This window comes from uncultured Caballeronia sp., assembly GCF_964243625.1.
In the GTDB taxonomy this organism is placed as follows: Bacteria; Pseudomonadota; Gammaproteobacteria; order Burkholderiales; family Burkholderiaceae; genus Caballeronia.
Map to the genome: position 1 here is coordinate 1 of NZ_CAXTGZ010000012.1, position 20,124 is coordinate 20,124.

18 protein-coding genes are annotated in these 20,124 nt (G+C 61.2%); 10 read left to right on the forward strand and 8 right to left on the reverse strand.

Going from position 1 to position 20,124, the window contains the following annotated elements:
- The 3 genes from ACFFAR_RS01650 to ACFFAR_RS01660 form a co-directional block, all read right to left on the reverse strand.
- A partial coding sequence (locus ACFFAR_RS01650) for an SMP-30/gluconolactonase/LRE family protein (protein WP_375507442.1) occupies positions 1-1,104 on the reverse strand: 1,104 nt, incomplete at its 3' end.
- A 307-nt stretch (positions 1,105-1,411) separates the two neighbouring features.
- Positions 1,412-2,578 carry a 2-methylaconitate cis-trans isomerase PrpF gene (gene prpF, locus ACFFAR_RS01655; RefSeq protein WP_375507443.1) on the reverse strand — a complete coding sequence of 389 codons (1,167 nt, stop codon included), beginning with the start codon at positions 2,576-2,578 and terminating at the stop codon, positions 1,412-1,414.
- Between the two features lie 60 nt (positions 2,579-2,638).
- A complete protein-coding gene (locus ACFFAR_RS01660; protein WP_174362164.1) occupies positions 2,639-3,550 on the reverse strand; it encodes a LysR substrate-binding domain-containing protein in 912 nt (303 codons plus the stop codon).
- Between the two features lie 253 nt (positions 3,551-3,803).
- Between ACFFAR_RS01660 and ACFFAR_RS01665 the strand changes: the two genes are divergently transcribed.
- The 10 genes from ACFFAR_RS01665 to ACFFAR_RS01710 all read left to right on the forward strand — a co-directional run bounded on the left by ACFFAR_RS01665 (position 3,804) and on the right by ACFFAR_RS01710 (position 15,207).
- Positions 3,804-4,751: a DUF1338 domain-containing protein gene (locus tag ACFFAR_RS01665; protein ID WP_375507447.1), complete on the forward strand. Its 948-nt coding sequence runs from the start codon at positions 3,804-3,806 to the stop codon at positions 4,749-4,751.
- Positions 4,748-5,980: a PLP-dependent aminotransferase family protein gene (locus ACFFAR_RS01670; protein ID WP_375507444.1), complete on the forward strand. Its 1,233-nt coding sequence runs from the start codon at positions 4,748-4,750 to the stop codon at positions 5,978-5,980. The genes ACFFAR_RS01665 and ACFFAR_RS01670 overlap by 4 nt, the downstream gene beginning before the upstream one ends.
- 251 nt (positions 5,981-6,231) lie before the next feature.
- Positions 6,232-7,746, forward strand: coding sequence for an aldehyde dehydrogenase family protein (locus ACFFAR_RS01675; RefSeq protein ID WP_174362167.1), 1,515 nt, complete (start codon positions 6,232-6,234; stop codon positions 7,744-7,746).
- Between the two features lie 208 nt (positions 7,747-7,954).
- Positions 7,955-9,031 (forward strand): ABC transporter ATP-binding protein, encoded by a 1,077-nt coding sequence (locus ACFFAR_RS01680; RefSeq protein ID WP_062003234.1) that lies wholly within the window; start codon positions 7,955-7,957, stop codon positions 9,029-9,031.
- Entirely contained in the window at positions 9,024-9,938 is a 915-nt protein-coding gene (locus ACFFAR_RS01685; protein ID WP_062003233.1) for an ABC transporter permease, read from the forward strand. Before ACFFAR_RS01680 ends, ACFFAR_RS01685 begins: the two co-directional genes overlap by 8 nt.
- Before the next feature lie 13 nt (positions 9,939-9,951).
- Positions 9,952-10,746 (forward strand): ABC transporter permease, encoded by a 795-nt coding sequence (locus ACFFAR_RS01690; protein WP_062003232.1) that lies wholly within the window; start codon positions 9,952-9,954, stop codon positions 10,744-10,746.
- Between the two features lie 9 nt (positions 10,747-10,755).
- Positions 10,756-11,058, forward strand: a complete 303-nt coding sequence (locus ACFFAR_RS01695) for a (2Fe-2S)-binding protein (RefSeq protein WP_062171372.1) — start codon at positions 10,756-10,758, stop codon at positions 11,056-11,058.
- A complete protein-coding gene (locus tag ACFFAR_RS01700; protein ID WP_174362168.1) occupies positions 11,055-12,485 on the forward strand; it encodes an FAD-dependent oxidoreductase in 1,431 nt (476 codons plus the stop codon). Before ACFFAR_RS01695 ends, ACFFAR_RS01700 begins: the two co-directional genes overlap by 4 nt.
- On the forward strand, positions 12,478-13,611 hold the full coding sequence (locus tag ACFFAR_RS01705) for an FAD-dependent oxidoreductase (RefSeq protein WP_174362169.1): 1,134 nt from the start codon (positions 12,478-12,480) through the stop codon (positions 13,609-13,611). Before ACFFAR_RS01700 ends, ACFFAR_RS01705 begins: the two co-directional genes overlap by 8 nt.
- A 546-nt stretch (positions 13,612-14,157) precedes the next feature.
- Positions 14,158-15,207 carry an ABC transporter substrate-binding protein gene (locus ACFFAR_RS01710; RefSeq protein ID WP_062003228.1) on the forward strand — a complete coding sequence of 350 codons (1,050 nt, stop codon included), beginning with the start codon at positions 14,158-14,160 and terminating at the stop codon, positions 15,205-15,207.
- 49 nt (positions 15,208-15,256) lie between these two features.
- On the opposite strand, the gene ACFFAR_RS01715 is transcribed toward ACFFAR_RS01710, so the two are convergent.
- The 5 genes from ACFFAR_RS01715 to argH form a co-directional block, all read right to left on the reverse strand.
- Positions 15,257-15,895 (reverse strand): FMN-binding negative transcriptional regulator, encoded by a 639-nt coding sequence (locus ACFFAR_RS01715; protein ID WP_174362170.1) that lies wholly within the window; start codon positions 15,893-15,895, stop codon positions 15,257-15,259.
- Between the two features lie 142 nt (positions 15,896-16,037).
- Positions 16,038-16,874, reverse strand: coding sequence for a transporter substrate-binding domain-containing protein (locus ACFFAR_RS01720; RefSeq protein ID WP_174362171.1), 837 nt, complete (start codon positions 16,872-16,874; stop codon positions 16,038-16,040).
- Positions 16,875-16,927: 53 nt separating this feature from the next.
- Positions 16,928-17,692 (reverse strand): ATP-binding cassette domain-containing protein, encoded by a 765-nt coding sequence (locus ACFFAR_RS01725; protein ID WP_174362172.1) that lies wholly within the window; start codon positions 17,690-17,692, stop codon positions 16,928-16,930.
- Positions 17,693-17,721: 29 nt separating this feature from the next.
- A complete protein-coding gene (locus tag ACFFAR_RS01730) occupies positions 17,722-18,618 on the reverse strand; it encodes an amino acid ABC transporter permease (RefSeq protein ID WP_062003225.1) in 897 nt (298 codons plus the stop codon).
- Positions 18,612-20,045 (reverse strand): argininosuccinate lyase, encoded by a 1,434-nt coding sequence (gene argH / locus ACFFAR_RS01735; RefSeq protein WP_375507445.1) that lies wholly within the window; start codon positions 20,043-20,045, stop codon positions 18,612-18,614. Before argH ends, ACFFAR_RS01730 begins: the two co-directional genes overlap by 7 nt.
- Between the last annotated feature and the right edge of the window lie 79 nt (positions 20,046-20,124).

Consider the following 20,124-nt stretch of genomic DNA (forward strand, 5'->3'; position numbering starts at 1 on the left):
CACGAACGTGCCGCCGGCCGTGCCCGTATAGACGTTGAAACCGCCATAGAAAAACGCGCCGTCCGTGCCGGGGTCCGGTGCGCCGTTGCCCTCGAAGTTGAGCGCCTGCAGTCTCCATCGAAGGATGTTCGACGTGTCGTACACATAGATGTCCGTGTTGCCGTTGCGGGCGAGGTCCCACGTGCCGCCCCACGGGTTGCTGAGCACATAGAGGTTGCCGGCCGCATCCTTGCCGATACCCACCACGCGCGTAAAGCGCCTGTCGCCGACCTGGCCCTTGATGCCGGATGTGGTGTCGAGATAACCGCCCTGGATCCCGAACGTGCCCACTTGAACCGGACTGCCCGATGTCTGGTAGATCTTGATGTTCATGTCGGGTCCCTGGTCGCCGACCAGGAGCTGCCCGTTGGTGGCATCGAAATAAAGCGCGGACGGACGCGACGCGGCGGCCATCTGGATGGTGGCCATGGTTGCACCGCCCGGACTGAATTCCACGATGGCGCCCGCGCCCTGCTGCGCGACCCAGAGGTTGCCGGAGGCGTCCAGCGCGAGCGCGCCGGGACCCGTCACGTTGATGTCGCTTTGCCAGACGCCGTCCGTGGTGTAGACGCGCACGCGATTGCCCGGGAAGTCGCTTGCGTAGAGCAGGGAGCCGGAGGTGGCGAGCCCCGTGATGACATCGGCGCGCTTTTCGGTCGTGGTCGCGCTGACGGCAATGGAAAAGTCCTGCGTCTTCGTCACGCGGTTATACCGGCCCACGTAGCCGCTGCCTTTGTTCCTGTCATATTGCATGGCTGCAAAAATGGATGTCGCGTTGCCCGTGATCGCGCTGCCCTGAAATGCGTTGTGTATGCCGATGGAACCCGCGTTCTGGCGGTTCTGGTAGATCGCGATACCGCCCTCGTTCTCGTCCCAGAGCGACGCCGTGTAGACGATGCCTTCCGGCGCGATCCACATCGATCGGGCGCCGTTGCCTACGTAGGTGGAACTCGTACCAAACGTGTTCGCGATCCAGTCCGTGGAGTATTGCGCGTGACTGGGGCGTGCGATCGTGGCGAGCAGCACGAGCGCGCCTAAAAGAACGCGAAGGCGTGTCATAACCATGAGCGATGTTCTCCTGGACGTTTTTGGTGGGCTTGAGCGGGGTGGGCGCGTAGAGCGCGCGATTGCCCTGGGCGGCGTCTGCGAGGGGTGTATGTGATCGAGACGAGTCGATGCCTCAACCACGCTACGGCTGATCGTAAAGGGAAAATATTGGATAGCGCCGCCGATAAAAATCAAAAATAAATGGCGCGTTTTTATTTGACGTTATCGGCGTACTTGAATGCCGGAAATCTTTCGGTGATAACCGGTGGATCAGGTAATTAGGCCATGCTTGGTCAACCTAATGGTGAAAGCCTGACCGGTTGTTTCAGGAATCAAACACCGTTGAAGGCACGAACACGAACCCTTCCATCAACCTGCGCGCACTTCGGCTCATGATGGCTTTCGTCACGATCCAGTCATTGTCTATCCGCCTGGTTTCGGCGCCGCACGCAAGGCTCCCCGATGGATGGCCGAAGCGGATCGACCCCTGCGATTCAGGTACGAGCCGGTTGACCAGCGTCCCGGGAATGGCCGCCGCGACCGCAATGGCGACGGCCCCGGTACCGGTCATCGCATGGTGGAGTTTGCCCATCGAAAAAATGCGGGTGTTGATGTCGAGCGTCGCGGGGTCGATGTGCTTGCCGCTCGATGCCACGTAAGCGCTCGGCTTCGCGACGAACGCGAGCTTGGGCGTATGCGGCCTTGTTTGCGTGGCTTCGCTGGCGGTCTTGGCGAGCCCCATGCGGACCGCCGCGTGCGCGCGAATCGCCTCGGCCTTGAGCAGCAACTCCGCGTTGCCATTCACGTCGCGCTGAAGTTCGTTGCCGTTCAGGCCCAAGGCTGTTGCATCGATGAAGATGGCAGGATTGCCGGCGTTGATCATCGTCATTTCGACTGCGCCGACGCCGGGTACGTCGAGCACATCCGATGCGTTTCCGGTCGGGAACATGCCGCCGTCCGAGCCTTCGCCATCGCCGGCGGGGTCGAGGAATTCGATGCGGATTTCCGCTGCTGGAAACGTCACGCCATCGAGTTCGAAATCGCCTTCTTCCACGACTTCGCCGTCACGCATGGGCACGTGGGCAATGATCTTCGCGTTGATGTTGGCCTGCCAGATCCGGACCGTGGCGACCCCGTCGCGCGGGGCATCGACGAGACCCTGGGCGATCGCGAACGGACCCACTGCCGAGGTCAGGTTGCCACAATTGCCGGACCAGTCGACGACGGGTTTGTCGATGGCGACCTGCCCGAACCGGTAATCCACGTCACAATCTTCACGCGACGATGGCCCGACGATCACGACCTTGCTCGTGCTCGAGGTGGCGCCGCCCATGCCGTCGATGTGCTGGCCGTAGGGGTCCGGGCTGCCGATCACGCGCATGAGGATGCGGTCGCGCAGAGCCGGGTCTTCGGGCAGCCAGTCGTGACGGAAGAAAACGCCCTTGCTCGTGCCGCCACGCATGTAGACGGCAGGGATTTTTGTCTGGGCCAAGGTTTGTCTCCGGTGGGGGCGTGAGGGCCTATTTTGCGGCTTTAAACGTCTCTACGCTTTTCACGCCTCCACCTCCTCCATCCGCGGCACGATCGAACTCAGCCATTCCGATAACGCCACGAACGGTTCGTCGTTGGCAATTTCATCCGGGGCAACGAGGTAATAGCCCGATGCGCCGGTCATGGGGTTATCGAGGGGAACGACCAGCCTTCCCGACGACAATTCATCCGCCAGCAGAATCTCCGGCAGCAGCGCCACGCCCAGACCCGCCTGCGCGGCGCTCGTGAGCATCGTGAACAATTCATACCGGGCGCCACGGACCGCGCGCACGTCGTGTTCCAGTCCGTTGAGCCGGAACCACGTACGCCAGGCGTCCGGTCTGGTCGATAAATGCAACAGCGGCAAATCAGTCAATTGATCCAGTGAAACCGGCGCGGCGCCCGCCAGTAACGACGGACTGCACACCGGCACGACCTTCCCCTCGCGGAACAGCAGCTTGCCTTGCGTCCCGGGCCAAACGGAATCGCCGAAGTACAGCGCGGCATCGAAAGGAGAGTCGCTGAACAGAAAAGGCTCCGTACGGATCGACAGGTTCACCGTGATATCCGGGCGCAACGCACGAAACTGCGGCAGTCGCGGAATCAGCCACTGACTCGCGAGCGTCGGAACAACCGCAATCTCCAGAATCCGCCCGACGCCACGCTGTGCCATCAATTCGAGCGTGTCACGTTCGATCCGGTCGAGATTCTTGCGCACGAGCGCGGCGTACTGCCTTCCGTGCGTGGTCAGCACAATGCGCTTCTTGATTCGCAGGAACAACGCGACGCCCAATCTGCTTTCCAGCGATGCCACTTGCCTGCACACCGCGCTTTGCGTGAGCGAGAGTTCGTTGGCGGCGCGGGTAAAGCTCTCATGGCGCGCGGCCGCTTCGAAAATCTGCAGCGCGACCAGATTGGGGATGCCTTTTCTCATGTATTTACAAGCCTCGATAACTCAATAAAACCGCACTTGGTGCATTTCCAGAACCAACTGATGAGTTTATATCAATTGCGTGGCTTTTTGACGCGTCCCAGAATCAGTTTCCATTGAACTGCGTACAGGGCTGATCGAGCCTTCCGCCCCTGCCGTACAGCATCAGCCGGAAACTCAAAGAATGAATCCCAACCTCGCCGCCCTGCTTTCTACCGTCGTTCCTGAAACGGAGGTCGCCGGATTAGTGCTATTGATGAACTTGCCTGCGGGAATAGACACGTTCACGTCCGGCACGGTCACCCGGGCCGAACTCGCTCAGGCGATGAACATGGCGCTGTTCGCCGACCTGCTCGAACGCGTGCCGAGCGGCCGTGCGTACACAGACGATCTGCAACACACGCAAACCCGCGTCCAGTTCGATCACGGCGCGCTGCGCACCGTGCGATGGAGCGAATCCGGCGCGTTGCCGCCGGGCGAGGCCGCGTTCACGCGCATTCTCCGACCGCTGGGTTTTGTGCTGAACGGCACGTATCCGCTCGATCGAATCAAGATGACGGGGCGTTCGTACAAACACCTCGATGCCCCCAATGACATCGCCCAGTATTTCGTCAGCGAATTGCATCCCGGTCGTTTCAGCCCGGAATTCCAGCAGGCAGTGACGCGCGTGATCGGCGAAAGCGTGGATCCGCTGACGCCGCAAGCGGTGGCGTCGCTCGCCGAGCTGGAGCGCGACGGCTCGCTGCCGCTCGCCATCGCGCTGGACCTGCTGCCGGTGATCGTGCGCTGTTTCGAGCGCCAGCATCCGGTGCCGCAACTGGCCGACTATGAAACGCTGCGCGCCGAATCGGCGGAAATGGCGTGGATCTCGACCGAAGGCAACGCGTTCAATCACGCAACGGATCGCGTGGACGATGTCTTCGCCGTCGCCGAGGCCCAGCGCGCGCTGGGCCGCCCGATCAAGGATTCGGTCGAGGTGTCGAAGTCGGGCGGTGTGCGCCAGACGGCGTTCCGTGCGGACCCGGTGCGCCGTGTGTTTACTGATAAAACCGGCGCGCAGATCGAGCGCGACGTGCCCGGCTCGTTCTATGAATTCATCAGCCGCGATACGGTTCTCGACAATGCCACCGGCCGCAGCGTGCTCGATCTCGGTTTCGATGCCGGCAACGCCACGGGCATCTTCAAGATGACGGCGGCCGCGTGACCACGAACGCGACTGCTGCATCGGATCTATACGACTTCACGGAGCCGTTCAAGGCGCCGCAAGGCTCCGCGATCCGCGAGCTCTTCAAGTACCTCGCCCGGCCGGGGATGATCTCGTTCGCGGGCGGCTATCCATCGAAGGATTTGTTCGACCGGGCTGGAATCGGGCGCGCGATGGAAGAGGCTTATCGCGCCGACCCGATTGCGTGCCTTCAATATGGCGACACCGCCGGCGCGCCCGCGCTGCGCCGCGCGATTGTGCGTTTGATGAACGATCGCGGCGTGGCGCGTGAAATCGATGACCTCATTGTGACCACCGGCTCGCAGCAAGGTCTCGACCTGTTGATCAAGATTTTGGTCGCGCCGGGCGACGCCGTGCTGATCGAAGAGCCTGCTTATCCGGCCGCGATCCAGGCGCTGCGTCTTGCGGGTGCGACGCTGATTCCGGTGCGCACGGACGCGCAGGGCATCGACGTCGACGCACTCACCGAACAACTCGAAGCGCTCGATCCGGCCGTGCGTCCGAAGTTGCTCTACACGGTGCCGACCTTCGCGAATCCAACCGGCACGACGTTGCCCGTGGAACGCCGCGAAGCGCTCGCACGCCTCGCAATGCGTTTTCGCTTCGTGCTGATCGAAGATGATCCATACGGCGAGCTGCGTTTCGCGGGCGATCCGGTCAAACCGATCATTGCGCTTGCCGATGCCATTCCCGGCGCGCGCGACTGGGTCGTGTATTTCGGCAGTCTCTCGAAGATCGTTGCGCCGGGCTTACGCATCGGCTGGTCGATTGCGCCGCCCGCCATCACACGCCGCATGCTGGTCGCGAAGCAAACGAGCGATCTGTGCACGTCGCCGCTTGCGCAGGAGACGGCGCGGTTTTATCTGGAAAGCGGACGGCTGGCGGAGCACGTGCCGGTTATCGTGCAGGCGTACAAGAAGCGTTACGAGGCGTTGTCGAGCGCGCTGCGGCAGTTCGTTCCTGACGACATCGAGTATGTCGTGCCGCAGGGCGGCATGTTCGTATGGGCGCGCCTGAAGGGCGACCGCCTTGCCGCAGACGTACTCAAGCGCGCAATCGAGCAGAATGTGATTTACGTGCCCGGTCCGGCTTTCTACGTGCACAACGCCGATGAATCAAGCATGCGGCTTTCGTTTGCCGCCGCGCCGGGGGAGGCCGAAGTGTTCGAGGGTGTCCGCCGTCTCAAGCTCGCGCTGGCAAGCCGGTAACACGATGTCTCGCCAGATGCGATGAAACGCGTTCTAATGCAAGGTCCGGCGCGACGGATTGAAGGGAGTTGGTTCGTCCAGCGCACCAAGTCGTACCGATTAATCATTTGCAACGGTATTTTTAGGCCCTGAAACTCTGTGCCGTCGTGTACGCATTTCATGCCGGCGCAAGTTCCAGAGCGGTGTTGATGTCGACGGCGACGAGCCGCGCGCAACGCCCCGGCAGTAACCCGACATAAAGAGAGGAAGTGATGCAACTGAACGATATTCTTGGCGCACTCGGCGTAGACCTCGGCCAGTGGAAGGGCGACGCCCTCGTGGCGCGTTCGCCGCTCGATGGCGCAATGCTCGCCAAACTCGCCGTCGATACCCCCGCCAGCGCCGCGCGCAAGATCGACGCGGCCCACGCCGCTTTCCTGAAATGGCGCACGGTGCCCGCGCCGCAGCGCGGCGAACTCGTGCGCGTGTTCGGTAACGTGTTGCGCGAGCACAAGGCCGCGCTTGGCAGCCTGGTGACGCTGGAAGCCGGCAAGATCACCTCCGAAGGCCTGGGCGAAGTGCAGGAAATGATCGACATCTGCGACTTCGCAGTCGGTCTCTCGCGCCAGCTTTATGGCCTGACCATCGCGTCCGAGCGTCCCGGGCATCGAATGATGGAAACGTGGCATCCGCTTGGCGTGGTCGGCGTGATCTCGGCATTCAATTTCCCGGTTGCCGTGTGGTCGTGGAACACGGCGCTGGCGATCGTCTGCGGCGATTCGGTCGTGTGGAAGCCTTCGGAGAAAACGCCCTTGACGGCCATCGCGTGTCACGCGCTGTTCGAAAAAGCGCTGCGCGAATTCGATAAGACCCATCCCGGCGTCGCGCCCGAAGGCCTGAGCCAGTTGCTGCTCGGCGAACGCGATATCGGCCAGACGCTGACGGAATCCACCAAGGTGCCGCTCGTCAGCGCCACCGGCAGCGTGCGCATGGGCATGGAAGTCGCGCAAGTGCTGGCGAAGCGCCTTGGCCGCAGCATTCTGGAACTCGGCGGCAATAACGCAGTGATCGTGGCGCCCAGCGCCGACCTGGATCTCGTCGTGCGCGGCGTGACGTTCTCGGCGGTCGGCACGGCAGGTCAGCGTTGCACGACGCTGCGCCGTCTGGTAGTTCACACCAGCGTAGTCGACAAGCTGTTGCCGCGTCTGGAGAAAGCGTTTGCATCGGTGAAAGTGGGCAGTCCGCTTGAAAGCGATACGCTGGTCGGTCCGCTGGTTGATCGCGCCGCATTCGATGCCATGCAAAAAGCGCTGCGCGATGCACGCGAGCAAGGCGGCGACGTGAAGGGCGGCGAACGCGTGGAAATCGGCGGTCATGCCGAAGCGTATTACGTGCGTCCCGCGTTCGTGCGCATGCCGGCGCAAACGGCCGTGGTCGAACGCGAGACCTTCGCGCCGATCCTCTACGTCCTGACCTACGACGATTTCGCCGATGCACTGCAACTGCAGAATGGCGTGCCGCAAGGTTTGTCGTCGGCGATCTTCACCAACGACATCCGTGAAGCGGAGCAATTCATGTCGGCGGCGGGCAGCGATTGCGGCATTGTGAACGTGAACATCGGCACGAGCGGCGCGGAAATTGGCGGCGCGTTCGGCGGTGAAAAGGAAACCGGCGGCGGCCGCGAATCGGGCTCCGATGCCTGGAAGGGCTACATGCGCCGCGCGACCAACACGATCAACTACAGCCGCGAATTGCCGCTTGCACAAGGCGTCAAGTTCGACGTGTAGTCAATAAAAGAAAGACAAGACGCCATACCCCGGCGTCGACCCTGCCGCCCGAAGCGTGCCAACCGCGGCACGCCCAACCAGGCGGCGGACCTCCGCGTGTGTTCCATCGCGTTTCGCTGTGAAGAGCCATTTTTAAAGCGGCTTTTCAAGCGGTTCGCATCGCCTGTCTGATTGCCCAACTGTTTTCCGGAAGACCCTGGAGGCCACCGTGTCGTTTCTCGTGCTGGACAAACTGACAAAAGCCTACGGCGACCTGCACGCCGTCAGCGACGTGAGCCTCTCGGTCGAAAAGGGCGAGTTCGTCTCGCTGCTTGGACCATCGGGCTGCGGCAAGACCACGACGCTGCAGATGATCGCGGGTTTTATCGATGTCACGCAGGGCCGTATTTCGCTCGATGGCAAGGACATCACGAATGTCCGCCCGAACAAGCGCGGCCTCGGCGTGGTGTTTCAAAGCTACGCGCTGTTTCCACACATGACGGTGACGCAGAACGTGGGCTTCGGTCTGGAGATGCGCGGCATTGGCAAGGCCGAATGTGCGGAGCGGATTCGCGAAGCGCTTTCGCTCGTGCGGCTCGATGCGTTCGCCGCGCGTTATCCGCGTGAACTCTCGGGCGGCCAGCGCCAACGCGTGGCAATCGCACGTGCGCTCGTGATCAAGCCGCCGGTTCTGTTGCTCGATGAACCCATGTCCAACCTCGACGCCAAGTTGCGCGAGGAGATGCAGTTCGAATTACGCACCATCCAGCGCAAGGTCGGCACGACGACCGTGATGGTCACGCACGATCAGTCCGAGGCGTTGTCCATCAGTGACCGCGTGGTCGTGATGGAAGCAGGGCGTGTGACGCAGGTGGACTCGCCGTATCGTGCTTATGAGCGGCCCGAGAATCGATTTGTGTCGCAGTTCATCGGCAAGGCGAACATGCTTGCGGGCAAGGTGACCGAGGCGCGTCCCAACGAGGTGCATGTGGACCTCGGGCATGACCTGACCGGCATTGCTTGCATCGACGCAGGCACCGTCTGGCGCGAAGGCGACACGGTGACCTTATGCATTCGCCCCGAGAAATTGCACTTGTGCAAGGTGGGAACGGGACGGTTGTCGGCGACTGTCACGAGCCGGTTCTTCTTGGGCAGCCAGTGGTTGTATCGCGTCGACACCGCGCTCGGCGAAGTCCTCGTTTGCAGCCAGAACGAAGGCACGGAACCGGTGGCCGAAGGTGAGGCGGTGGGTATCGACTGGCATCGCGATTCCGTGCGTGTGATTCAGGAAGCGAACCATGGCTAGCATGCTCGAATCCACGAATAGATCTTCTCCGGACTCGTCGAACAAACCTCGCGCGCCGTGGCACGCGTTCGTGCCGCCGTGGCTGATGAGCTTGCCCGCGTTCATCTTGTTCGCGGTGCTCGTGCTCACGCCGCTCGCAATGACGGTTGTCCTGACCTTCTACAAGTTCGATCCGGCGAGCGGTCCCATCGCCGCGTTCCAGTTCGGCAATTACGCCGAAGTGCTGACGGACAGCTACTACCAGATCATCTTCGCCCGGACCTTCGGCATCGCGATCCTGACCACCTTGCTGTGCGTTGCGATCGGTGCGCCCGAAGCGTACGTGTTGTACAGGATGCGCGATCCGTGGCGTTCGATGTTCCTGCTCGTGATCCTTGCGCCCTTGCTCGTTTCGGTGGTCGTGCGCGCGTTCGGCTGGAGCATGTTGCTGAATACGGGCGGCATTGTGAACCAATTCTTCGGACTGTTCGGCATGGGTCCGTACAAGCTCGAATATACGACGTTCGCGATCGTCATTGCACTCGTGCATGTGATGTTGCCTTTCATGGTGATCCCTGTGTGGACGTCATTGCAGAAGCTCGATCCGCAAGTCGAGAACGCGGCGCTCTCACTGATGGCATCGCCGGCTACGACCTTGCGACGAATCGTGTTGCCGCAAGTTGCGCCCGGCATTCTCTCGGGCAGCCTGATGGTGTTCGGGTTGTCGGCGAGCGCGTTTGCGATTCCGGGTCTGCTCGGTGGACGCCGTCTGAAAGTCGCGGCGACCGCGGTATACGATGAATTCCTTGGTTCGCTCAACTGGCCGCTCGGCGCGACCATTGCCATTTTGCTGCTGATCGCGAACCTCATCATCATGATCACGTATTACAGGGTTCTGGAGCGGCGTTACTCCAGAAGCCTCGGCTAAGGAGGCCGCCGCCATGCGAAAGAACGGCCTCATTGCACTGAGCTTCCACACGCTCGTGATCCTGTTCGTGCTTGCGCCGCTCGTGATCGTGGTGCTCGTCGCGTTCACGCCGGAGCAGACGTTGACGCTCCCCACGCACGGTTTGTCGCTGCGCTGGTTCCGCGCGATCCTCGACTATCCGGATTTCATCTCGGCGTTTGCGAACAGCATCAAGCTGGCGTTTTCATCGGCTACGTTGTCGCTCGCGCTCGCCTTGCCCGCGGCGCTCGCTATAGGGCGTGAACGCTTCCCCGGGCGCGAATTTCTTAACGGCCTGTTTCTCTCGCCGCTGGTGATTCCGAGCCTCGTGCTCGGCATCGCGTTCCTGCGATTCTTCGCGATGATCGGCGCGACCGGATCGTTTCCGTGGCTCGTCGCGGCGCACATGATCATCATCACGCCGTTCGTGATGCGGCTCGTGCTGGCGTCTGTCAGTGGCATGGATCGCAGTATCGAACATGCGGCGCAGTCGCTTGGGGCCGACCGCTGGACCTCGTTTCGCCGTATCACGTTGCCGATGATTCTGCCCGGCATCACAGGCGGCTGGCTGCTGGCGTTCATCAACAGCTTCGATGAACTGACCATGTCGATCTTCGTCACATCGCCGCAGACGGTCACGCTGCCCGTGCGCATGTACATGTACGCGACGGAATCGATCGACCCGATGATGGCGTCGGTTTCCGCGCTCGTGATCTTCATCACCGCGGGCGCGATGATCCTGCTCGATCGCGTGTACGGACTGAACCGCATCCTGATCGGAACGCATTGATTCGAGCCCATGACACAAGACCCACAGCCGCAATTCGTTCGATTGACGGAGACACATCGCAAGGCCGTGAATTTTGTACTGGATGGTACATCTGCAACTGCGTTGACCGGCGATACGGTGCTGAGCGCCATCCTGCTGACTACGCGGCGCGTGCGCAACACCGAATTCAGCGGCGAACCGCGTGCGGGATTTTGCCTGATGGGCGCGTGCCAGGACTGCTGGGTGCAACTGGAAGACGGCACGCGGATCAGGGCATGTTCAACGATCATCAAGGACGGTATGCGTATTCAGACGCGGCCCATTGAAGCATGAGCGATCAAAAGCACATCGTGATTGTCGGCGCAGGTCCTGCGGGCGTGCGCGCGGCCGAGACACTGGTGGCGGCGGGCTTGAGGCCGGTTGTCATCGACGAAGCGGCGCGTGCCGGTGGTCAGATCTATCGGCAGCCGCCGGCCGATGCTGGCTTCGCCCGCGCCAAAAGCGCGCTATATGGCATGGAGGCGCGCAAGGCCGACGCCGTACATTCGACGATGGCAAACCTGATGTCGAAGCTGGATTACCGGCCGGATACGCTCGTCTGGGGATGCGGGGCGGGGCAACTCGATACCTTCCATGCGGGGCGTCAGCGGACGGTGCCGTATTCGCATCTGCTTATCGCGACGGGCGCAACGGATCGCATCCTGCCGTTCCCGGGATGGACCTTGCCGGGTGTTTATACGCTGGGCGCATCGCAGATTGCGTTGAAGGCGCAAGGCTGCTCGATCGGACGGCGGGTCGTGTTCGCGGGAACCGGGCCGCTGCTTTATCTTGTCGCATATCAGTACGCGAAAGCGGGCGCGCAGGTCGAAGCAATACTCGACACCAATCCATTCTCCAGACAATTCGCCGCGACGCCGCGCTTGCTGAAGCAGCCATCTACGTTTGCGAAAGGTTTGTATTACGTCGGCTGGCTGGCGGCGCATGGCGTTCGCATCGAGCGCGGTGTGCGCATCGTGCGCGCTGACGGACATGGCGCCGTTCAGGGCATCACCTTCAGCGACGGCGCGCGTGAAATGACCATCCCGTGCGACGCAATCGGCTTTGGATACGGCTTGCGGTCCGAGACGCAGCTCGCTGATCTTGCCGGTTGCCGCTTCAGTTTCGATGCGCTGAATCGCGCATGGCTACCGGAGCGCGATACCGCCGGCCGCAGCTCCGTAGCGGGTGTTTATCTGGCGGGCGACGGCGCAGGTATAGCCGGCGCGGACGCGGCTGAACTGGCCGGGCGACGTGCCGCATTGGCGATGCTCGAAGACCTCAAGCATCCTGCTGCGGACATCGGAGAAGCATCGAAACTCGACCGGCAACTTTCGACCATCGCTCGGTTTCGCGTGGGGCTGGAGCAGGCATTTGCGCCGCCCTCGGACTGTGCATCGGCATGGCCGGACGACATGACTGTATGCCGTTGTGAGGAAGTGACCGCGGGCACGTTACGCCGATGCATCCGTGATGGTGAAGCAAGCGAGATCAACCGGCTGAAGGCGCTCACGCGCGTCGGCATGGGCCGATGCCAGGGTCGCATGTGCGGCGCGGCTGCAGCCGAGTTGTTGAGTGCGGAGACGGGCAAGAGCATTGCCGATGTTGGTCGTTTGCGGGGACAGGCACCGATCAAGCCGGTGCCTTTATCGATTGCGTTGATGGCGGACATGAACGGCGCAGACGATCTTTCCCCGATCCCGGAGCACGCCCGCGATGAATGAAACCTTGCGCTTCGACGTGATGGTGGTGGGTGGCGGACTGGTTGGTTCATCGGCGGCGCTGATGCTTGCCAAGCGCGGCTTGAAGGTCGGCTTGTTCGAGCGCCGCTATTGCGGTGCGCAGGCGAGCGGTGTGAACTATGGCGGTGTTCGCCGGCAAGGGCGTTCCGCAGTGCAATTGCCGCTTGCCGTGCGTGCGCGGGCGATCTGGGACAGGTTGCCGGAGTTGATCGGAACGGATGGCGAGTTTGTGATATCGGGCCATTTGCGCCTCGCGCGCAGTGAAGCGGACCTTGCGGCGCTCGAAGCATACGCGCAGCTCGCAAATCCATATGGTCTTGACCTGCAGGTGATGAGTGGTCCGTCGTTTCGCCGGCGCTACCCGTGGCTAGGCCCGGCGGCGTTGGGCGGTTCGTTATGTCCTGGCGATGGTCATGCGAATCCGCGAATTGTATCGCCTGCGTTTGCGCGCGCTGCGCGCGTGGCTGGCGCCGATGTCCGCGAGCAGACGGCGGTGACGCAAATCACGCGAGATGGCGAGCAGTTTGTGATCCAGGCGCGCCATGATTCGGGTGTGACGATTGAGGCGCGAGCTGACTGGCTGATCAATTCGGCGGGTGCGTGGGGCAACACCGTAGCGGGTTTCTTCGGTGAGTCCATTCCGATGGAGCCGATCTATCCGAACATGTGGGTGACGGAGCCGATGCCGTATTTCATCGATCACAATCTGGGCGTGTATGGCGGCGGAATCTACGCGCGTCAGGTATCGCGAGGAAACGTGGTGATTGGCGGCGGCCGCGGTTTGGGTGATGGAGAATATGCACAACCGCTGACCGAGACCACACGCACAGTAATGAGAGCGGCATGTGAGCTATTGCCGAGACTTAAAAACGCGTTGCTGTTGCGAACCTGGACTGGCGTTGAAGGCAGCACACCCGATGACAACCCCGTGATTGGCCCTAGCCAAACGACGCCAAAGCTGCTCCACGCTTTCGGCTTTTCTGGCGGTGGCTTTTTGCTTGCGCCGGGGGTTGGTGAAGTCCTGGCGGACTTGGTGATAGACGGAAAGACGAGCACACCGATAGATGGTTTCTCGATCAAGAGATGGTCGGGAGTAGCGGCTGCTTGACTGATAGTTCGCACGGCGCGTGAGGGGTGGTTTTCCTGCTTAACGGATTCCCACACTGGTGGCGAAGCGTGTGGGTTGCTGTTGACGGAGGGGGAGGGTTCCAAGTGTTCTGAATGCCGGCGTCGAGCGTTCTTCTGAAGTACCAAACAGATAAACGTGCACGCTCGGGACACTTATGAGCCATCGGTGGAGAGGCGTTTTCTTTGCTTCGTTTCTTTTTCGCCGTTGGAAAAAGAAATGAAGTCCCGCCACGGACAGTGGCTAATAGTGCGAAAAAAGTCATTTAAAACGGAACTCGCGAAAGCCTTAAAAGCAGCAACCCAGCACCAAACCCGACCGCAACGAACACTGTCCCGAGCGCGAGCGCAAAACCCGTGAAATGAAGTCCCGCCACGGACAGTGGCTAACAGTGCGAAAAAGAACAGTTAGAGCGAGATGCGCGCGGGCGCAAAAAGCATCAACCCGGCAAAGAACCACCCGCTAAAGCAAAAGCAAACCCCCAACAACAAAACGACGAAAAGACCCTGTTACCAAGGAGCAACTCCAATGAAAAAATCCCTAGCGAGTCTCACGAGCGCCCTCTGTGCTGCGGGCCTTTTGGCCTCGATCCCCGCCCACGCAGAAACCAAGACCATATACATAGGAATGAACGGTGGCCCGATGGAAAAGGCCTACACCAGCGAGGTGCTCCCTGACTTCGAAAAGGCCAACAACGTCAAGGTAGTCGTAGTCCCGGGCACGTCCTCGGACATCCTGGCGAAGCTGTTGGCAAATAAAGCAAAACCGCAGATCCACGTAGTGTTCCTTGACGATGGCGTCATGGCCCGCGCTGTCAGCATGGGTGTATGCCAGAAAATGGCGGCAGGTCCCGAGCTCCAGCAACTCTACCCCTTCGCACGCATGAAGGACGACATCGGCGCAGGCGTGCAGCTCGGCATGACTGGCATCGCATACAACACGAAGTTGTTCAAGGAAAAAGGCTGGGCACCGCCGACCTCCTGGATGGACTTCGCCGATCCAAAATACAAGGACAAGGTGGTCTTCCAGTCGGCATCGAGCAGCACGTTCGGCCTGCATGGTTTCCTGATGATCAACCGCCTTGAAGGCGGCACGGAAAAGAACGTCGAACCGGGCTTCACGAAGTGGCAGAGCACGGTAGGCAAGAATGTGATCGAGTACATTCCGAACTCGGCGAAGATCTCGGAGATGGTGCAAACGGGTCAGGCCGGATTGTTCCCGCTGACCCCAACGGCCGCCGGCGATCTGCAGACGAAGGGCATTCCCGTTGCCTACGTGAACCCGAAGGAAGGACCGGTGCTCCTGCTCGTGGATGAATGCGTCGTCGCGAATAATCCCGACCCGGAACTGGCGCAGAAACTTGCGGCGTTCATGATCTCGGCATCGGCGCAAACGAAGGCGGCGAGCGCCGGTCGCCAGATTCCGACGAACCGTCAGGCGAAGATGACCGACGCCATGCAACAGCAACTCGGCAATCTCGATGACCTCGTAAAGAAGGTCAACACGGTGGACTGGGATGTGATCAACGCGAATCGTCCGCAGTGGGACGCGCGCTGGAATCGTCAGGTCGAGCGTTGATCGAGGCTTGATTGAACAACGGGCGTGGCTTCAGGCAACGCCCGTTTTGTCACTCCGGTTTGGCGGCGAGCGCTATGGACATTACGTCGGCAAGCGGCTGTTCGCCGTTGGCACGCAAACCGTCTATTGCGCCCTGAAGGTCGCGTCGCTCCTTGTTCTGGCCGAGCTTCGATTTCCCGACCAGCCGCGTGATCTCGATCTCGATGCCGACGATGGCCGCCAGCATCGAATCGATATATTCGCGGGTTGAATCGCCCATTTTCCAGGGCTTCTCCTCGCCGGCTTCATGCACTCTCGTGAGCCGCCCAACGAGTCCGCGCAGGAATTTTTCGTCATCGCGGATCGTGATCTTTCCATGCGCATGGACTACCTGATAGTTCCACGTCGGCACTTGCCGATGCGCCTCGTGCTTGCTCGGGTACCAGTTCGGCGAAATGTAGTGCTCGGGTCCGCGAAAGATCACGAGCACCTCGGCGCCGTCCACCACTTCTTTCCAGACCGGATTCGCCCGCGCGACGTGCGCTCGCAGAATGCCATGACTGCCCCCCGATGCATCCAGTTCGAAGGGCACATGATTCGCATCGAGTCCGTCCGGGCCGTGGGTGACGAGCGCGGCAAGCGGGTATTCGTTCATCAGCCGATGAAGCTCGTCAGCGCGAGTTTCGGCAAAGTGGGCGGGGATATACATTCAGGCTCCTGTATCCTTGGCGGCTTGATCGGCTCCGGAAGCAATCCCCGATGCCAACACGCAATGATGCGCTAAAAACCGCCTGCGGAAACAGGGCCAATTTCGAAGAATTCGCCCAGCCACTTCGTTTTTCCGTGCGGGCTTATTCCTGCGAGTTGATCACGACCTTCGATACCGCATGCTCCTGCAGGCCCCATTTCGTCAGGATCTTCTTGTAGGTGCCGTCGGCGAGGAGCTTTCCGAACGCTTGCTTCATGGCGTCGCTCAACGCGGTGTTGTCCTTCGCCATGCCGATGGCCGTGTACTGCGAAAGGAAGGGCTGTCCAATCGGCGCGTACGCATCCTTTTCCAGCGTGTTCTGATACGGCAAGGTCTCCCCGCCTTGCACGGCCGCGTCGAGCCGGCCCTGACGCAATTGCAGGCGGGCGTCGGCGGAACCGTCCGTGCCTACGACCACGATTGCAGGCTTGCCGGCCTTTACGCAATGCTCGTCGCTCCATGTCTTGGTGTCGTCGGGAAACGATGTACGCCGGCTCGACCCCACGCGTTTGCCGCAGACTGCTTCGATCTGCGCGTATTCGCCGCCGCGTGCTTTCAGCGTGTAGAACTGCGGACCGGTCTTGATGTAATCGAGGAAGTTCACGGATTCTCGACGCGGCGGCAAGTCGGTCATGCCCGACAAGATCACGTCCACACGATGCGTGGTCAGCGCGCTCATCATCTGGTCGAAACTGGTTTCTTCCCACTTCAGCTTGACGCCCATCTTCGCGGCGAGCGCATTGCCGAGATCGACGTCGAAACCGGTGAGTTCGTCGGTGGCGGGGTCCTTGTATTCGAACGGCGGATAGTTCGGCACGATGGCAGCCGTAAGCGTTCCTTTGCCGCCAACGGGCGTTTGGGCGTGTGCAAACGATGCACTCAGCATCACGGCCCCAACTAAAAAACCGCCAAGGGTGCGCCGGAACAAGGAGTCGATCATGAGTAGTCGCCTGAGCTAGAGGTTGATGGGCAATACGGTTACGCCGTAAAAAATCAGGACAGCACGGCCGATATGAAGTCCTGCGTACGCTGCTGCTGCGGTTGAGACAACACTTGTTCGGGGGTGCCGGTTTCCACGATCTTGCCTTGATCCATGAAGACAACGCGGTTCGCCACTTCGCGGGCGAAGCCGAGTTCGTGCGTGACCACGATCATCGTCATGCCGCTCCTCGCGAGATCGCGCATCACGCTCAGCACTTCGCCGACAAGTTCAGGGTCGAGCGCGGAGGTGGGTTCATCGAAGAGCATGAGCTGCGGATGCATCGCCAGGGCGCGTGCTATGGCGACGCGCTGCTGCTGGCCGCCCGACAACTCCACCGGGAAGGCATCGCACTTGTGGCCGAGGCCGACGCGCGCAAGCAACGCCCGTGCTTCTTCCACCGCTTCGGATTTTTTCTTCTTCAGCACCTGCACCGGTCCTTCGATCACGTTTTCCAGCGCGGTCATATGGGGGAACAGGTTGAAGCGCTGAAACACCATGCCGGTCGCGAGCCGTTGCCGCGCCATCTGTTTTTCTGAAAGCGGGTAAAGTTTGTTCTCCACGCGACGGTACCCGACCAGTTCTCCGTTCACCCACAACGCGCCGCCGCTGATGGTTTCGAGCTGGTTGATACAGCGCAGGAACGTGCTTTTGCCCGAGCCCGATGGCCCGATGATGCAAAGCACCTCGCCTTTCTCGACGTCGAGGTGAACGCCCTGCAGCGCCTGAAATTCGCCATAGGACTTGCGTAGATCGACGGCTTTGACTAATGGGTTCATGGCTGTATTCATTCCCGTGTTCTCTTGCGTCATTGCTTCGCCGACGCGCGGCCCGCGCCGCGTGCAAAGCGGACTTCGACGCGTGACTGCAGCATGGAAAGCACGGTAACGATCACGAGATACCAGACGCCCGCGACCATCAGCAATTCGATCACGCGGGCGTTTGCGTAATAGATATTCTCGGCGTTGTGCAGCATCTCGGCGTACTGGATCACGCTTGCAAGCGACGTGAGTTTCGCCATGCCGATCAGTTCATTGCCGATAGGCGGCACGATCACGCGCATGGCCTGCGGCAGGATGATGCGGCGCAGCGCCTGCAACCTCGGCATGCCGATGGACTTCGCGGCTTCGTACTGGCCGGTATCGACGGAAAGGAGACCCGCGCGCACGACTTCGGATGTGTACGCACCCTGGTTGATGCCAAGCCCGAGCAATGCGGCAAGGAACGGCGTCATGATGTCGACGGTACGGAACTCGAACAATCCGGGAATGCCCATGATGGGAAACACGAGCGCCAGGTTGAACCACAACAGCAACTGAAGGATCACCGGCGTGCCGCGAAACAGCCACACATAGGCATAAGCAACGCTGCGCAGAACCGGGTTGGTCGAGAGCCGCATGATCGCCACGACCACGCCTAGCACGATGCCAAGCGCCATCGCGAGAATGGTCATGATGACGGTATTGGCGAGACCTTTCAGGATCGACTTGGCTGTGAGGAAACGCGCGACCACCGCCCAGTCGATCTGTCCGCGCGCAAACGCCAGGACGATGTACGCGACTATCGCGAGGATCACGGCCGATGCAACATAGCGTCCGTAATAACGCCGCGGAACGTGTTCGAAGTGCGAGATATCGGCGAACGCGCCGGCGCTTTCGTGCGCCGCGCGATGGTTCGATTCCCGTTCGTTCGATGCACTCAGCATGTAGGTCCCTTGTAGTCGGCCGCCCATGCGGCCTGTTTGTCTATTGCCATGCGCAGCCGCGTGATCTGTTCCTTCACGCGAGCCGGCGCCGTGCCGCCATACCCGCTGCGCGCTGCGACCGCGGCGTCCAGCGTGACGTGATCGAGGACGGCGGGTTCAAGCCGTGCATCGACGTGAGCGAGCGTCGCAATCGATACATCGCCGAGTTCAATAACTTGCTGCTCGCACGCCCGCACCCGCGCGCCGGGGATCTCGTGCGCCTCACTGAACGGCACGCCGCGCAGCGCGAGCCAGTCGGCGACTTCGGTTGCCAGCGTAAACCCGAGCGGCGCCTGAGCGCGCATTTCAGCCACGTTCACGCGCATTGTGCGGATCATACCGGCCATGGCGGGCAGCACGAGTTCGAGTGTATCGATGCTGTCGAACGCCGCGATCTTGTCTTCCGCCAGATCGCGGTTATATGCGAGCGGCAATGACTTGAGCGTGGCCAGCAAGCCGCTCAGGTTGCCGATCAACCGGCCCGCCTTGCCGCGCGTGAGCTCTGCGATATCCGAGTTCTTTTTCTGCGGCATGATCGAGCTGCCGGTGGCGTAGGCGTCGTCGAGTTCGACCCAGCGGAACTGGCGCGATGTCCACAGGATCACTTCTTCGGACAAGCGCGAAAGATTCACCGACAACATGCTCAGGATAAACGTGAACTCGGCGACGTGGTCGCGTGAAGCGACGGCATCGATGGAGTTTTCGCACGGGCCGTCGTAACCGAGTTCGAGCGCTGACAGATCGGCGCGCAAACAGATCGCGGACCCGGCCAACGCCGCCGCGCCCAGCGGCGAGCGCGCGGAACGGCGGTCCCAGTCGACCAGACGGTCCACATCGCGATAGATCGATTGCGCATGCGCGAGCAACTGATGCGCAAACACGATCGGCTGGGCCGGCTGCAAATGCGTGAAGCCGGCCGTGATGGTTTCCACGTGCGCGTTTGCCTGTTCGATCAACGCATCCTGCAGTTCATTCACCGCGATCGCGAGCTGTCGTGCCTTGTCCCGCAGATACAAACGCAAGTCGTTCGCCGCCTGGTCGTTGCGCGAACGTCCTGCGCGCAGTTTCCCGCCGACCGCCTTCAGCCGCTGCGTCAGCTCGCGTTCCAGGAACGTGTGGACGTCTTCATCGGCGAGGATGGGCGCAAGTTCGCCCGCGGCGAATTCCTTTTCGATCTGATCCATCGTGCCAAGCAACTGCTCGAGCTCGGCCGCGCTCAGGATCCCCGCGCGTTCGAGTTCGTTCGCGTGCGCACGCGAACCGGCAAGATCGTAGGGGGCGAGGCGAAAGAAGCTGGGATCCGAACGGGAGAGGTTTTCCAGCGCGAGCGAGGGGCCGGATTTGAAGCGGCCGCCCCAGAGGCGTTCGGTTGCTGCATTCGTGGTCATGGGTTTTCCTGTTCGTTAAGGCGTTCTGCTCATTACGACTAGCTTAATCGTTCAAATTTTTTGCTTGTACAGAGAATTA

What these genes read in the sequence shown, in the direction of transcription:
- ACFFAR_RS01660 (WP_174362164.1), bottom strand. Translation starts at nt 3,550, where the DNA reads ATGAGAAAAGGCATCCCCAATCTGGTCGCGCTGCAGATTTTCGAAGCG.
- ACFFAR_RS01665 (WP_375507447.1), top strand. Translation starts at nt 3,804, where the DNA reads ATGAACTTGCCTGCGGGAATAGACACGTTCACGTCCGGCACGGTCACC.
- ACFFAR_RS01675 (WP_174362167.1), top strand. Translation starts at nt 6,232, where the DNA reads ATGCAACTGAACGATATTCTTGGCGCACTCGGCGTAGACCTCGGCCAG.
- ACFFAR_RS01685 (WP_062003233.1), top strand. Translation starts at nt 9,024, where the DNA reads ATGGCTAGCATGCTCGAATCCACGAATAGATCTTCTCCGGACTCGTCG.
- ACFFAR_RS01690 (WP_062003232.1), top strand. Translation starts at nt 9,952, where the DNA reads ATGCGAAAGAACGGCCTCATTGCACTGAGCTTCCACACGCTCGTGATC.
- ACFFAR_RS01695 (WP_062171372.1), top strand. Translation starts at nt 10,756, where the DNA reads ATGACACAAGACCCACAGCCGCAATTCGTTCGATTGACGGAGACACAT.
- ACFFAR_RS01700 (WP_174362168.1), top strand. Translation starts at nt 11,055, where the DNA reads ATGAGCGATCAAAAGCACATCGTGATTGTCGGCGCAGGTCCTGCGGGC.
- ACFFAR_RS01705 (WP_174362169.1), top strand. Translation starts at nt 12,478, where the DNA reads ATGAATGAAACCTTGCGCTTCGACGTGATGGTGGTGGGTGGCGGACTG.
- ACFFAR_RS01710 (WP_062003228.1), top strand. Translation starts at nt 14,158, where the DNA reads ATGAAAAAATCCCTAGCGAGTCTCACGAGCGCCCTCTGTGCTGCGGGC.
- ACFFAR_RS01715 (WP_174362170.1), bottom strand. Translation starts at nt 15,895, where the DNA reads ATGTATATCCCCGCCCACTTTGCCGAAACTCGCGCTGACGAGCTTCAT.
- ACFFAR_RS01720 (WP_174362171.1), bottom strand. Translation starts at nt 16,874, where the DNA reads ATGATCGACTCCTTGTTCCGGCGCACCCTTGGCGGTTTTTTAGTTGGG.
- ACFFAR_RS01725 (WP_174362172.1), bottom strand. Translation starts at nt 17,692, where the DNA reads ATGAACCCATTAGTCAAAGCCGTCGATCTACGCAAGTCCTATGGCGAA.
- ACFFAR_RS01730 (WP_062003225.1), bottom strand. Translation starts at nt 18,618, where the DNA reads ATGCTGAGTGCATCGAACGAACGGGAATCGAACCATCGCGCGGCGCAC.
- argH (WP_375507445.1), bottom strand. Translation starts at nt 20,045, where the DNA reads ATGACCACGAATGCAGCAACCGAACGCCTCTGGGGCGGCCGCTTCAAA.